The 13,737-nt window shown below is 51.9% G+C and carries 9 protein-coding genes and 3 pseudogenes; 3 read left to right on the forward strand and 9 right to left on the reverse strand.

Annotation, left to right across the window (positions count from 1 at the left end):
* The first annotated feature begins 22 nt into the window (after window positions 1–22).
* Together ACLJRU_RS14040 and hscC are read left to right on the forward strand one after the other, a co-directional pair.
* On the forward strand, window positions 23–1,261 hold the full coding sequence (locus ACLJRU_RS14040; protein ID WP_001539455.1) for a hypothetical protein: 1,239 nt from the start codon (window positions 23–25) through the stop codon (window positions 1,259–1,261).
* Window positions 1,262–1,336: 75 nt separating this feature from the next.
* Window positions 1,337–3,016 (forward strand): molecular chaperone HscC, encoded by a 1,680-nt coding sequence (gene hscC, locus ACLJRU_RS14045; RefSeq protein ID WP_023234732.1) that lies wholly within the window; start codon window positions 1,337–1,339, stop codon window positions 3,014–3,016.
* A gap of 21 nt (window positions 3,017–3,037) precedes the next feature.
* Here the strand turns inward: hscC and ACLJRU_RS14050 are convergent.
* The 4 genes and pseudogenes from ACLJRU_RS14050 to ACLJRU_RS14065 all read right to left on the reverse strand — a co-directional run bounded on the left by ACLJRU_RS14050 (window position 3,038) and on the right by ACLJRU_RS14065 (window position 7,342).
* Window positions 3,038–4,501 (reverse strand): annotated as a pseudogene (locus tag ACLJRU_RS14050) (J domain-containing protein).
* Entirely contained in the window at window positions 4,498–5,193 is a 696-nt protein-coding gene (locus tag ACLJRU_RS14055; RefSeq protein ID WP_000356624.1) for a DUF1266 domain-containing protein, read from the reverse strand. Before ACLJRU_RS14055 ends, ACLJRU_RS14050 begins: the two are co-directional and overlap by 4 nt.
* Window positions 5,194–5,204: 11 nt before the next feature.
* Window positions 5,205–6,638, reverse strand: a complete 1,434-nt coding sequence (locus tag ACLJRU_RS14060) for a J domain-containing protein (RefSeq protein WP_023234731.1) — start codon at window positions 6,636–6,638, stop codon at window positions 5,205–5,207.
* A complete protein-coding gene (locus ACLJRU_RS14065; RefSeq protein ID WP_001539450.1) occupies window positions 6,635–7,342 on the reverse strand; it encodes a DUF1266 domain-containing protein in 708 nt (235 codons plus the stop codon). Before ACLJRU_RS14065 ends, ACLJRU_RS14060 begins: the two co-directional genes overlap by 4 nt.
* Window positions 7,343–7,466: 124 nt before the next feature.
* On the opposite strand from ACLJRU_RS14065, the gene ACLJRU_RS14070 reads away from it, so the two are divergent.
* Window positions 7,467–8,462 carry a tetratricopeptide repeat protein gene (locus ACLJRU_RS14070; protein ID WP_001016630.1) on the forward strand — a complete coding sequence of 332 codons (996 nt, stop codon included), beginning with the start codon at window positions 7,467–7,469 and terminating at the stop codon, window positions 8,460–8,462.
* A 38-nt stretch (window positions 8,463–8,500) separates the two neighbouring features.
* On the opposite strand, the gene ACLJRU_RS14075 is transcribed toward ACLJRU_RS14070, so the two are convergent.
* From ACLJRU_RS14075 to ACLJRU_RS14095, 5 genes and pseudogenes are all read right to left on the reverse strand, one after another.
* Complete coding sequence (locus ACLJRU_RS14075) at window positions 8,501–8,974, reverse strand: zinc ribbon-containing protein (RefSeq protein WP_001044884.1); 474 nt, start codon at window positions 8,972–8,974, stop codon at window positions 8,501–8,503.
* A 92-nt stretch (window positions 8,975–9,066) separates the two neighbouring features.
* Window positions 9,067–10,997: pseudogene (locus ACLJRU_RS14080) on the reverse strand (sigma 54-interacting transcriptional regulator).
* 67 nt (window positions 10,998–11,064) lie between these two features.
* On the reverse strand, window positions 11,065–12,018 hold the full coding sequence (locus ACLJRU_RS14085; protein ID WP_000694477.1) for a 2-keto-3-deoxygluconate permease: 954 nt from the start codon (window positions 12,016–12,018) through the stop codon (window positions 11,065–11,067).
* Between the two features lie 49 nt (window positions 12,019–12,067).
* A pseudogene (locus ACLJRU_RS14090) lies at window positions 12,068–13,237 on the reverse strand (UxaA family hydrolase).
* A 16-nt stretch (window positions 13,238–13,253) separates the two neighbouring features.
* Window positions 13,254–13,595: a UxaA family hydrolase gene (locus ACLJRU_RS14095; protein WP_001574029.1), complete on the reverse strand. Its 342-nt coding sequence runs from the start codon at window positions 13,593–13,595 to the stop codon at window positions 13,254–13,256.
* Window positions 13,596–13,737: the final 142 nt, after the last annotated feature.

The following is a 13,737-nucleotide window of genomic DNA, read 5'->3' on the forward strand; positions in this document are numbered from 1 at the left end:
TAGAATCCAGGGATGAACAGCGATGTTTTGGCGTAACAATAGACCTGAAATCAGCCTGCTACAGCACGACGTAGCCCATATTACGTTTTCAGTACGTAACGGAAAAGCATTGCTTCGTCCCTGCGTTATCCACGATCCCGACTCTGACGCCGGTATTCATACGCTCTCCTGGCATGGCTCGCCGCTGATTCGTTTTTTCTCTGAAGCCTGGTGCCCAACCTGCGCAGAATTTGTTTATGCCGGTTTTAGCAATGATGATGAAGGCGCCGCGCAGTTTTTATCCTCACTTGCCGAGTGGAATCAGACAGGAGTCGGGTTGAACGAAGCATTTACCGCCCTGACGCCGCTGTTTTCACTCTTTGCCGATGGCTATTACCGGCTGGAAGAACGCGAACTTTATCCCACAGATGGCAACGGACATTTTTTCTGGGCGGTGGGTAACGAAAAACAACCGAATCCCGCGACCACAGGGCAGTGGATTGCTGACGTGGACTATCACTACCAGTCCGGCGAACCCTGTTTTTTACTGCCAGGCCAGCCCCCATCGCGATTTAACCCACAACGCGCCGGGTATTATCGCGATAAGCCAGAGAGCCACGCGCTGGCCTGGTATATGAATGACAGCTGGCTTTGCGTCCTGCTTGATGGTCACCATAAAGCCACCGCCGCCGCGCTGGAAGGCCGGCCCGTGAAAACCTGGGTCATCAGCCAGCCGGTGGCGATGTCATGCTACGAGACGCGACAGCAATATCTGCGATTTTATGACGGCGCGCGCCTGGAAGAAGCCCAGTTTCAGCGCCGCATCCCCCTGAAAATACAGTACGAAAAACTACCGCCATCCCTTTGGGAGGATTACTCTACTCGCCATGACGAAAGTTATACCCGCGTCAACTGGCCGAACGCATTGGCTAACTGCGCAACGCATTATCCCGATCTTGCGGCCTGCGCAGATATTATTGCCGCAGGCGATCTGAGCGAGGCCGGCCTCAACAAAATCATGGCGCAAGGGATCACCGAAGAGGGATTTCCCGCCGTACTGTTACGCGCGCTGTTTTATACCCATTCTCCCTTGTTGATTGATTTTGTCCGTTTTCTGACTCGCGCACCCGGTTATGCCTGCCACTACCCGCTGGCGTTTCGTTTACTGGCCCAGAAACGCACGCCACAGGCCGATGCTTTTTTCCTCGATTTCGCGATCAATGATAACGGCGAGCGCCCGGAGTTGACGAAAATTATGGATGAATACTTTCGCCAGGCGTGACATTGATAAAGATCACCACGCCCGAGAGTAGTGTTCTTTATTCTATGAACTCTTTTTCCCGATAAATTAAACGCAATGGATAATGCAACGTTAGCGATTGGTATCGATCTCGGCACCACCAATAGTTTAATTGCCGTCTGGCAAGACGGGGCCGCACAATTAATACCTAATAAATTTGGTGAATATTTAACACCATCCATAATTAGTATGGATGAAAATAAGAAAATTCTGGTGGGAAAACCTGCCGCAGCCCGTAAAACATCGCATCCGGATAAAACCGCTGCCTTATTTAAACGCGCAATGGGTAGTAATACCCACTGGCATTTAGGTGAAGAGTCATTTAATGCGCCAGAATTATCTTCGCTGGTTTTACGCTCGCTGAAAGAAGATGCGGAAGACTATCTTCAGCAGCCCATCAAGGATGTCGTGATTTCGGTTCCGGCTTATTTCAGCGATGAGCAGCGTAAGCATACACGCCTTGCCGCTGAGCTTGCGGGGTTAAACGCCGTGCGCTTGATCAATGAACCCACGGCGGCGGCAATGGCTTATGGCCTGCATACGCAGCAAAACAGCCGTTCGCTGGTTTTCGATCTGGGGGGCGGAACCTTTGATGTGACCGTTCTGGAATACGCTACGCCGATTATCGAAGTTCACGCCTCCGCTGGCGATAACTACCTCGGCGGCGAAGATTTCACGCATTTGTTGCTTGATGAAGTGCTGAAACGCTGGAACCTCGATAAATCAGCGCTGACGGATAGCGATCTGGCTGCGCTGTATGCCTGTGTTGAAGCCGCAAAATGCGCCAGCGGCTCCCCGCTGCGCATGAGCTGGCTTTATCAGGAGCGCGCGCTGGAAAGCACGTTTTATGACGATGAGCTTGAAGCCCTGTGGCTACCGTTGCTCAACCGGCTGCGCACGCCCATTGAGCAGGCGCTGCGCGACTCCCGACTCAAACCGGAGCAAATTGACAGCCTGGTGCTGGTCGGCGGTGCGTCACAGATGCCGCTGGTGCAACGCATCGCGGTGCGCTTATTCGGTAAATTGCCCTATCAAAGTTACGATCCCAGCACCATCGTGGCGCTTGGCGCCGCAACTCAGGCCGCCTGTCGCCTGCGCCATGAAGACGTTGAAGAGGTGATCCTCACGGATATCTGCCCCTACTCGCTGGGCGTGGAAGTCAACCGACAGGGAGTGCCTGGTATTTTCTCGCCCATCATTGAACGCAATACCACCGTTCCGGTGTCAAAAGTGGAAACGTACTCCACCATGCACCCTGAGCAGGACTCTATTTGCGTCAGGGTATACCAGGGCGAAAGCCATAAGGTGAAAAATAATATCCTGATCGATTCTTTTGACGTCATGCTGAAGCCGAACGGGCACATTCAGGCCATTGATATTCGTTTTAGCTACGATATTAATGGCCTGCTGGAAGTTGACGTGCTGCTGGAAGACGGCAAGAGTGAATCCAGAATCATCAGTCACAATGCCACCTCACTGACGACGCAGCAAATCGACGCCAGCCGCGAGCGCCTGCAGGCGCTGAAAATTTATCCCCGCGATATGCTGATTAACCGGACGTTTAAAGCACAGTTAGAGGAGCAGTGGTCACGCGCGTTAGGCGATGAGCGCGAAATGCTGGGGGAGATTATTACCGATTTCGACGCGGCGCTGCTGTCTAATGATATGCAGCGCGTCGATGATGTGCGCCGTCGCGCCTGTGAATATCTGGGTATTGACGAGCCGAAAGCGCCGTAACGGCGCTTTCACTGCCCCTGTTCAGAAAAAATGGAAGAATCGATTTAACGCGCAGACAATCAACGCGATCAAACCGACAATCTTCATGATTTTCATCACCCCGCCAGATTCCGCCTGACGGGGTGCTTCGGTTTTCGCTTCAGAAGACAATTTTTTCTCAGCCGCCAGCCTGAGCTCTTCCGCCAGCTCCTTTTTGTTGCGAATATCGCCTGGCTTCATGGCAATTTTAGATGACAATGCCTGCGTTATCAGCGCCTCCAGCGGACAGGCTTGCCCCTCCTCCAGCCGGATCAGCAGGCGAAAAAAGGGCTTTTCTTTGGGAAACGCTTCCAGCACCACCTGCTCCGCCGTCCGGTACAGATCCAACAGCGGCGTTTCGGGTTCCCCCTGGGTACTCAGCCGCGAATTTGCCCACGCCATCGCTTTTCGCTTATAAAACAGGGAGTCAACAAATGAACGCCCCAGCGGTGATAACCTACCGCTGTGCAAAATGTTGGCCCACAGTAAACGCGTGCGCGCACTTTCACCGGGCACATATTCGGCATCCGCCATACAGCGCGCTTCGACCGCCATCACCGCCAGCGGGAAGAAATCAGGCCGGTGCTGGCGGCACCAGCCCAGCAACAGGTCGTCCGCCTGCGTGGAGGGGTAACGCTGCCAGAAATCGCAAAGATCGGCCAACAAGCTTTCCCCTTCACCGCAGAGCAAACGCTGTTTGCACAGGTAATAGTGCGCATCTTCGTTATCCGGCTCCGCAGCCTGCCAGCGACGAGCAATATCGACCAGTTCGGCCATGCCCCACTGCTCGGCGCTAAACCAGTGTAATAGTTTACGATGCAGCTGTTTATCATCGGGAATTATCCAGGCTCCCTGAACCTGCAGAGCGTCGGCAAAATGTTCGGGATAAAAGCGCCAGATACGCTCAAGCTTAAAAAAATAGGCGTCAGTTTGGTCTTGAACAACAAGAGGCAATTTGGCCAGACTTAGCAGATCAAACGCATCGCCCCGCTTTACGGTCTCCAGAAATGCTTCCAGCTCTTCTCCCTCAGCATCATCGTCTGCTTCCTGCGGCTGCCAGTTCAGACGCTGCGCCAACAATGCCAGGCAAGACAGCGAGATCGTTTCCGTTTTCATGGCGATGTCGCACAACTGCCAGCGCAGCTTATCTATCTCATCCATTGAACACTGGTTCAATTGCTGAATAAATTTCTGCCATGCCGAGGGCTGAAAGCGATCGCGCTCTGATGCCAGCAATTCCCTGAACGCCACCAGTATTTCATGTTCGTCGCCCACCTCTTCCGTTTTTGCGTCCTCCGCAGGCGAGGCGGCCCAGTGCTGCGCTTCTTCATAGGCCTAGCGCAATCGCTTAAAACCCTGCGGATCGCTCTCAGGGTGGAATGAGGGCAACAGGGCAAGATAAGCCTGACGGATACATTCCAGATCGGTGGTAGGTTCAATGCCCAGGATTTCCCAACAGATATTCATAAATCGCTCACTCCTTTAAGCGTTTCCGGGCATGTCGGTTGTTCGTTGAGCGGACGCCACGGTAGCTGCGCATAATAACTCTCTGTCGTAGAGGCCAGTTCATTAAACATCCGCGCGCCTGAAGCGTCGTACTTTAGGTGAGCGAAATATGCCTGTATGGTGTCCCCTTTAGCCTGCCAGTACAGCCGACCCAACGAATAGGCGGCAAAATATTGCGTCCAACCGTCGTAAAAATAGTACGCCCGCGCATAGATACGCGATTGCAGCCACAGGCTTTCCTCTTCCGTCAGCCATTGATTCAACACCCCCATCCGGCATAAAAACCCCATACGCACATAGTCCCAGGCTTTAATGCCTCCGCGCCCGCAGCATAGTGCGGTTTCGGCAACAAATCGCGCATAAATTTGGCCCTGCTCGCCAAACTGCGCGGTAAATTCGCGCCATTGACGAGGAGATAGCGTAAACCAGCGGATATAAAAGGGAGCCAAATCTGCCGCATGACCATCGTCCGTCATCCGATAGATGGTTTGAATAAGATCTTCACGGTTATCAATCCCCCATGAATCGGAGAGATCGACAGCAGGAATTCCGGTATACATTGCTGGAGAGGTATGCGAAGGCTCATTGCCGATATATAGCACCTCCATCGGTGTGGAGAGCGCAAAAAGTAAATATTGTTCTTCCTTGTCCATATTCGATATCCCTAATGCATAAACTGACGTAATACATGGCCGACAACGCCAATAAATAAAATGATTTTAATCACCTGCCAGAGGCCAAAGCCGCCGCCAGATTCCTCCACACTCTGCGAAGTCACTGTCGTCACCGATTCTTCATCTGCGACTACAGCTTCACACGGTGTGGCGACAGCCGCAGCCCGCCCCAGCAACCCGCGAATAACCAGCGCTTCCAACGGGCAGATATCCGGCGCATCAAGCTTCGTTACCAGACTCTGTAACAATGCCGCTGACGGCTCCTCGGCGCACGCCAGGCTATCCGCCACCTGATACAACAGCCAGTATGGATGCTGGCTATGCGCCTCACTCATCGCTGGCGCGCCATAATTCAAACGCCGCGCAATAAAACTTTCGCTTAGCGGCGATAATGCGCCGCTGTGCAGCGCCTCGGCCCACAGCAAGCAGGTACGGGCGCTGGAGCCGGGAATATAGAGCAGCGGTTCGCCATCGATATCGACCTGCTCGCACGTCTCAACCGCCATCACCAGCAGCGGGAAAAAGTCCGGCCGATGCTGGCGACACCAGCGCAGCAACAGATCGTCAAACTGGGTAGAAGGATACGCCCACCACTGCGCGTAAAGTTCTGGCAGCAGGCTATCGCCTTCACCGCAGAATACGCGCTGGGCTAAGTAGTAATAACCCGGCGTCTGGCTATCGGGTTCGGCTTCCTGCCATGCCAGGGCGACAGGCAGCAGCTCCGCAATACCCCAGTGCAAGGTGCTGAACCAGCGTAACAGACGTCGTTGAAAGCGTAGATTGTCCGGGATAATCCAGGCGCCGTGCTGCGCCATAAGTTGGGCGAAATAGAGAGGATGCTCGAAAAAGGTGTTGTCCAGGGCATCATAAAAAGCAATGGTCTGGTTTTGTACCGCCACTGGCAAATGCAGCAATAGCGAATAATCAAACAGGTCGCCACGGCGGATTTCAAACAAAAGATCCTCCACCTCCTCGGCATCGACATCTCGATTATCACTCCCCTGTTCCCAGGCCAGGCGATCTGACAGCAGTTTCAGACACGAGTACGAAATAGGAAAGGTCTTCATCGCGATAGCGCACAGCCACCAGCGCGATTTTTCGACCTGTGAAATCGATAATTTATTGATCTGTTGGATAAACTCCTGCCATGCCTGCGGCTGAAAGCGCCGTTCGCCATCCGCCAGCAAATCACCGAATATCTCCCTGAGATAATTCACCCACGGGGTATCGGGATCCTCATCAACCACCGTAATGGCGGGCGATGTTGTCCCCTGCAATGCATTCTCATAGGCTTCTCGCAATTGCTTAAAACCCTGCGGATCGGTTTCCGGATGAAATGACGGCAGCAGCGCCAGATAAGCCTGACGAATGGCGTCGGTATCCGTGGTGGCCTCAATGCCAAGGACTTGCCAACAGGTTTTCATAGATCGCTCACCTCCTGAAGCGTGTCCGGGCATTCAGGGTAATGGGGCAGGTAGCGCCACGGCAGCGTGGCGTAAAAACTGTCTTTCCCGGCGATCAGCTTATTCATCATACGTCGCCCCTCGTCGTCAAACTCCTTACGGGCGAATGTCTCGCGTAGCAGCGGTAGGTTATCGCCATTCCGTAACTGCCAGTACAAACGCCCGGTGTAATAAGCGCTGAAATATTGCAACCAGCCGGAATAATAGCTGAGCGCGCGAAGCTGTATCCGCGACTGCAGCCACAGGCTCTCCTCTTCCGTCAGCCATTCATTGAGCACGCCCATGCGGCAGAGAAATCCCATCCGCACATAATCCCAGCTGCGAATACCGCCTTCGCCGCAACACACGGCGGTATCGGCGACGAATCGGGCATAAATGCGATCTCCCTCGTCCAGCGCGTCGGTATACTCCTGCCACTCCTGCGGCGCATACCTAAACCAGCGGCGATATAGCCATTCCAGTTGCGTGGCATGACCGTCATCCGTCATGCGGGAAATGGTCTGAAGCAGTTCATCGCGATTTTCAATACCCCACGACGATTCAAGATCGAAACGTTTTACACCTAAATACATTTTCGGTGACGAATGTGAAGGTAAACAGTCCTCGTTCAATACTTCCATCGGCGAGGAAAGTGCAAAGAGTAAATATTGTGATTCTTTATCCATAATAAATCGCCAAAATATATTCACACCACAAATAAAAACGCAATTGAAAACTAAAATAGAGTACAACAAAGCCAAATCGCAATATATTATTAATCTAAAAAACAATGGCGGGATAAATTAAAAAATGAATCATTCCATAACCAGTCATCCCTGCGACAACGTATCTTTAGCACAATTAACCGAACTGGCGCAGTCAGGAAATAGTGAAGCTCAATATATATTAGGCCGTTTATATAATGACGAACGTATAGATGGCAGCGAAGAGGATAAGCTCTCTTTTTATTGGTTGCAGCAGGCAGCTGAACAAGGACACTGCGAGGCACAATATTGGCTCGGCTTACGATACAAAGACACGCCTACCGACATGAAAGATAATACGCTGGCTTTATTCTGGTCAGAAAAAGCCGCACAGCAAGGACACCGCCACGCTTTCAACACATTAGGCTGGGTTCAGGAAGGAGAAACCGGGATGGCGCCAGATTATGCCCAGGCCGTTGCCTGGTATCGCAAAGGAGCAGAACAGAGCCACAACCTTGCGCAATATAATCTCGGGAGAATGTATCGTTCAGGAACTGGCGTAGAGCAAAATGATACACAGGCACTCTACTGGTTTAAACAGGCAGCATTACAAGGCCATTGCGCCAGCCAGGAAAGACTGGCGTATATGTATGGCAATGGGAAAGGATGTCGGAAAAATTTATCCCTTGCCGCTCTTTGGTACAAGAAGAGCGCGCTACAAGAGAGCAGCTACTCGCAATATCAGATGGGCTATTGTTATTACATCGGAGAAGGTATCAAACAAGATTACCAGCAGGCAATATACTGGTTTCGAAAAGCGGCAGACCAGGGTGACGATGGTGCCTATAACAGTATCGGCTGGATGTACAAATGCGGTCATGGCGTCGAGCAAAATTATTCGCTAGCACTGGAATGGTTCCACAAATCAGCAGAATGTAACAATTCATCGGGCTGGTACAACCTCGGATGCATGTACAGAGATGGACACGGTACCGCACAAGACCTACAACAAGCGCTCTACTGGTTCAAAAAAGCACAGCCCACGGGCAAATGGAACGTCGATGAAGAGATCCGCAAACTGGAAGCCCAACTGCACGCTTAACATGGCGGACGGCAACCGTCCGCTCACGATAATGAACCTTACGGCTCAAACGGCCTGCGCTGGAACTGATCGTGGCCACACTTCGGGCAGAGCGGCAACACATCCGGCGTGTAAACCGCCAGATGATAGTGGCATTTCTCGCACACCAGATTCCCCAATCCCACCACTTCGCCACTATGATACACGCCGTGGTGATTCAAATCCTGGAATACCTCGCGCCATTCCAGCTGGGTTTTGTCGGTAATGTCCGCCAGTTCCTGCCAGAGACTCTCTTTAATCACCCGTAAGAAGACGCTATCGTCCTGGCTCTCTTCGTAGCTCATGGCGAACTCTTCCAGATCGCGTCTGACAGCGCGCGTCAGTTCGTCCACCTCGGTTCGCGTTAACTCCCCTGTTTGCATCACGCGCTGGCGCGCCTGCTCCACCAGCGCATCAATGTCGCGCTCGCCATTGCGTAAACGCTCGCTTAATGAGGCCACCAGTTCACGGTAATATTGAGCAACCTTGTTCATCACTTCACCTCTTGGATCGTTAACTGCCTATAATAATAGACGTTATTTGCGTTACGCTTTGCAAGGCTGCCCACAGAGTCTGTAAATTCTTGTCAGGCCGACTCGCGTATCCAGCGCGTCAGCGAGGTACGATCGACATTTAACCGTTTCGCCACTAACGATTTATTATCCCTTTCCGCCTCTAATAATTTTCTCAGAATACGCAGGCGAATCGTTTTATAATCGCCAGCCAGCATCTGGCAGTCGTGGCAGGTATTTGGCTCGCGTCGGCTCCCCTCTTCCAGATCGTCCAGCAAGAGGCGTCCCTCATCCAGCGTTGCCGGGGAGTGATCAATAGAGAGCACCAGCCGTTCGATAATATTGCTTAACTGCCTGACGTTTCCGGGCCAGGCGAAGCGCTGAAGCTCTTGCCACAGCGCCGGGGTTAACGTTAGTGCCGGGCGTTTATAATGCTGGCTGAAACTAGTAAGCAGCGACAGGCCGATGGCTTTGATATCCTCCGGACGTTTGCGTAGCGGGATGGTGGTCACTTTTAATACGTTAAGCCGATAGTAAAGATCTTCGCGAAATGTCCCGTCCGCAATGAGCTTCGTTAACGTCTGATTGGTCGCCGCAATCACGCGAATATCAACAGGTATCATCTGGTCTGAGCCCAGCCGCATAATCTGCCGCTCCTGCAATACCCATAATAAGCGCGTCTGTAGCGGTTTATCCAGTTCGCTAATCTCATCCAGAAAAATGGTACCGTGGTGCGCTAATTCAAACAGGCCTATTTTGCCTTTCGGCGACGCGCCGGTAAATGCGCCGGCGACATAGCCAAAGAGTTCGCTCTCCAGAATCTGAGGGGCCATCGCGCCGCAGTTAATGGCGACAAACGGGCCGTTGACGCGTTGGCTGGCATTATGAATACTTTGCGCCAGCACCTCTTTTCCCGTTCCACTTTCGCCATTAATTAAGATAGTCGCGTCCGTACCGGCATAATTTTTAATGATCGCCAGACGACGCAGCATTTCCGGGTTTTCGGTAAGCAGATCGTCGAAATGATAGCGGGCGCTCAAGCCGCGGCGAGACAGTTCCTGGCGGCGAACATGATGTTCCGCCCCCTGTAAACTGGAGACGGTTTGCATCGTCAACACTACCCGGCTTAACTGTCTGGCCGCAAATACCGGATACAGATTAACCACCATCGCGCCTTGCGGCGTATCGACGACTTTCGCGCTGACGGTTTTTCCCTCACGTAATGTATGCCGCTCTCCTGGAGCAATACCTGTTTCAGAAAAGACGCGTCATAAATTTCACCGGAGGCGTTAACCTTAAAAAGTTGGCTCGCATATTTATTGTAGTGCAGTAACGCGCCGGTATCATCAAGCGTGATAACAGCTTTATCAAACTGATCGAGAATCAGCTGCAGATGATGACGCTCGAGTAATTGGCTGCGAAAAGCCAGATATAATGAGCGGGCTTCTTCCAGAGCTTCGGTTATTGAGGCTGGGCTGGAATCAAGTAAACGGAATTGCGATCCCAGCGGTGAAAAATAATCCTGACAAACGGTATCGCCAACAATACAATCTAATGGCGTGGACGCTAATTGTTGCTTCAGGCAAGAAATCGTTTCTTTATCATTTCCCTGTAAGGTAAAAATTTTATAGTTAATATTTAACTGTTCCGCTACGCGCGCGCATCCTTTGATCACACTGGAAAAGCCGACAATACCGACAGTGCCTTTTTGTCCTTTAAAAGGGATAAGCGCATCAAGAATGTCGTAGCCGGACATTTTAATTTCGACTACCGGTAATTTACTGTGCTTTTTTAATATTTCCGCACAGCCGCCACGACTAATCAGTACCTGGTGCCCACGGGACTCTAATAAAGGTAGCTCATCCAGGATACGATTAAGCGTCGTTTGATGAATAGTGACGGCGTAATCCAACTGCGCGACCAGCGCCTCGGCAGCCTTTGCCAGTTGAGGGTAAGGAGAGACAAAACAGAGAGGAGATGCGGCTATATCTTTCGTCTTATTCATCACTCACCATCCTGTTGGTTTATGAACGGGCGAGACCGCCCGTCGTGATTTATTTTCCGCCGAAACGCTAACCGCCTGCGGCGGCTGGGTTCAGTTTACGATCGTAGCGTTTTTTTATCCATACGGTCAGGAAGGGGGCGCACAGAGCGGTAATAATCGTCGAGGCCGCCACCTGCGCCGCCGCCGTCGACGCCAGGTCGGTAAAATGCGGATCGAGCAGCGCGATTGCCGCTGGCGTCGCGACGGCGTTGCCAGAGGTGGTGGAGACCGCCGCGCCTGCCACGCCGCTGCCTCCCGTCAGACGATCGGCGAAAATATTAAAAAATCCGCCAATCGCCACCGTCATGAGTCCCAGTAAAATGCCTGAAGAACCTGCCGTGATAAGTCTTGCGAAATCAATACCGTATCCTAACCCAAAGGCAAAAAAAGGAATCGTTACCACGCTGCCCTGTTTAAGAAACTTGCGCATGTCCTCATCCAGATTACCCAAAATCATGCCAATGATAATGGGAATAATAACCGCCACCAGATTCATAAAGGGTATCGACACCATGCCTGCCGACCCTAACGCCAGCATGGTGAAAAAGGGACCATCGTTCAACGATATTACCGCAATCGCGCCGCCGTCGGTTTCATCGCCGTACTCCCCCACCAACGCGGCATATAACCCACTGTTTGAGTTGGTCATCGCCGAAATAATCGCTAAAGCCGACAGACCTAATAACCCATCCGGGCCGCAAAATTTTCCGACCAGAATGCCAATAATCACGCCGCTGGCAAATTTCGCAAAGGTGATCGCAGCGCCTTTTTTCAGCGCTTTCGGCGCGGCTTTAAACTGGATATCCGCGCCCATACAGACTAAAAACATGCCTAAAATCGCCATTGCGCCATGCGAAATAGAGGTGACAAAACCGCCTATTTCCAGCGCCTCCGGCGCAAAGGTTTTAAACAATGCGCCGATGATCAGCGGTACAACCATCATACCACCAGGAAAACGTTCCAGTGTTTTTTTAATTTTCATAGCTTATTCCCAGGAGATAACCGGACAGCTTGTGCTGCCCGATTTGGTATCAGAACGTCGGCGCGATCTTATAAATAGAGAATTCGTTATGACCTAAATCTTCTGATTTAGTCGTTTTCCCATTCGCGACGCGTAAAATTTCCTGATAAATTTCCTCGCCCATTTGCGTAATAGAAGCCTCGCCAGACATAATGGCGGACACATCAATATCAATATTGTCCTGCATCATTTCCCACGTTGCTTTATTACCCGTAATTTTTATTACCGGCGCTATTGGGTTACCGGCAGGCGTTCCGCGACCGGTAGTAAAAATAACGATCTGCGCTCCACCCGCCACCATGCCGGAAATAGATTCAATATCCTGCCCCGGGGTATCCATAATCCACAGGCCCGGATGCGTTGGTCTATCGGCATATTCCAGTACGCCCTGTAGCGGCGCATGACCCGCTTTATGCATACAGCCTAACGATTTTTCTTCAATTCTTCAATGGTAGTCAACCCGCCTTTAATATTGCCCGGCGTCGGCTGTCCCCCGCGAATATCCTCGCCCAGCGCTTTTGCTCGCGCCTCGCAGCCGACCACTAAATCAATAAGCTGTTGACCAACCTCCGGCGTCACCGCGCGTTTCGCCATCACATGCTCGGCGCCAATAAATTCCGTCGTTTCAGAAAGAATTGAGCTTCCGCCACAGCGTATCAGCTTATCCGAGGCGACCCCGCAGGAAGGGTTAGACGCCAGCCCCGATGTCGTATCTGACCCGCCGCACTCCATCGCCAACAGCAGCTCGCTAACCGGCGCTTGCTGCGGTTTTTGCATGGAGAGTTGTTGCGCATAATCGCGGGCCAGCGAAATCCCCCGAGCCTGACATTTAAGCGTGCCGCCCTCTTCCTGAATGGTACGGTTTGCCAAATGCGGTAATCTCTTCTGCGATGCGCAGCGGCTCCGCGCCTTCACAGCCTAAGCCCACAACCACAATAGCGCCGACGTTGGGATTATTCGCCACATTAATCAATGTCTTTTCCGTCAGACGCGCATCTCCTGCCACCTGGCAGCAGCCAAAATCGTTATTCACCCATGTCGCGCCTTTTACCTGCCGGGCAATATCCTGGGCGACTTTATTCGCACAAACGCTGGTAGGTAAAATCAGTACATAATTACGGATGCCAAAACGGCCGTCAGGGCGGCGGAAACCCAAAAAAGTCTCATTGCTCATAATCATTTTCCCTTGTTTTATATTATTTCCAGTCACCACGTCCGCGTTCGCTTTCCACATTGTGGACGTGCACATAGTCGCCACTTTTTATTTCCTGAGTGGCGCGGCCAATGGATTCGCCATATTTATAAACTTCGCCATGAAAAGGCACATCGCAGATGGCGAATTTGTGGCCAAATGGCACATCCTGATGTAACACAACGCTTATCTCGCGTTCGCCAATGAACATTGTGGCGGTTTCGCCGGCCTTGAGCGCCGTAATAGCCGTCGCGACGCAATCCTGAGGGTGAATCACCACTGCATTTTTTTTCACGATTAACTCCTTTGCTTTAGTCCTGTCTTCCCTAATCAAAAGGCGTGCCATTTTTTAACTACATGGTTTATATGACTTTATTTTTACAGGCCAATCTGGCGGTGACAGGAACTGCGGTAATTTGCCTCAGTCGTGTCGCATTTTGCGTCACCTCCTCATGAACACCTGGCGCGACAAATGTTCTACCCCCTGT

Origin of the sequence: Salmonella sp. SAL00653 (assembly GCF_046552515.1) — a bacterium.
GTDB lineage: Bacteria > Pseudomonadota > Gammaproteobacteria > Enterobacterales > Enterobacteriaceae > Salmonella > Salmonella enterica.

Excerpts from the sequence above, each read along its gene's own strand:
- ACLJRU_RS14040 (WP_001539455.1), top strand. The coding sequence starts at position 23 with ATGTTTTGGCGTAACAATAGACCTGAAATCAGCCTGCTACAGCACGAC.
- hscC (WP_023234732.1), top strand. The coding sequence starts at position 1,337 with ATGGATAATGCAACGTTAGCGATTGGTATCGATCTCGGCACCACCAAT.
- ACLJRU_RS14055 (WP_000356624.1), bottom strand. The coding sequence starts at position 5,193 with ATGGACAAGGAAGAACAATATTTACTTTTTGCGCTCTCCACACCGATG.
- ACLJRU_RS14060 (WP_023234731.1), bottom strand. The coding sequence starts at position 6,638 with ATGAAAACCTGTTGGCAAGTCCTTGGCATTGAGGCCACCACGGATACC.
- ACLJRU_RS14065 (WP_001539450.1), bottom strand. The coding sequence starts at position 7,342 with ATGGATAAAGAATCACAATATTTACTCTTTGCACTTTCCTCGCCGATG.
- ACLJRU_RS14070 (WP_001016630.1), top strand. The coding sequence starts at position 7,467 with ATGAATCATTCCATAACCAGTCATCCCTGCGACAACGTATCTTTAGCA.
- ACLJRU_RS14075 (WP_001044884.1), bottom strand. The coding sequence starts at position 8,974 with ATGAACAAGGTTGCTCAATATTACCGTGAACTGGTGGCCTCATTAAGC.
- ACLJRU_RS14085 (WP_000694477.1), bottom strand. The coding sequence starts at position 12,018 with ATGAAAATTAAAAAAACACTGGAACGTTTTCCTGGTGGTATGATGGTT.
- ACLJRU_RS14095 (WP_001574029.1), bottom strand. The coding sequence starts at position 13,595 with ATGGCACGCCTTTTGATTAGGGAAGACAGGACTAAAGCAAAGGAGTTA.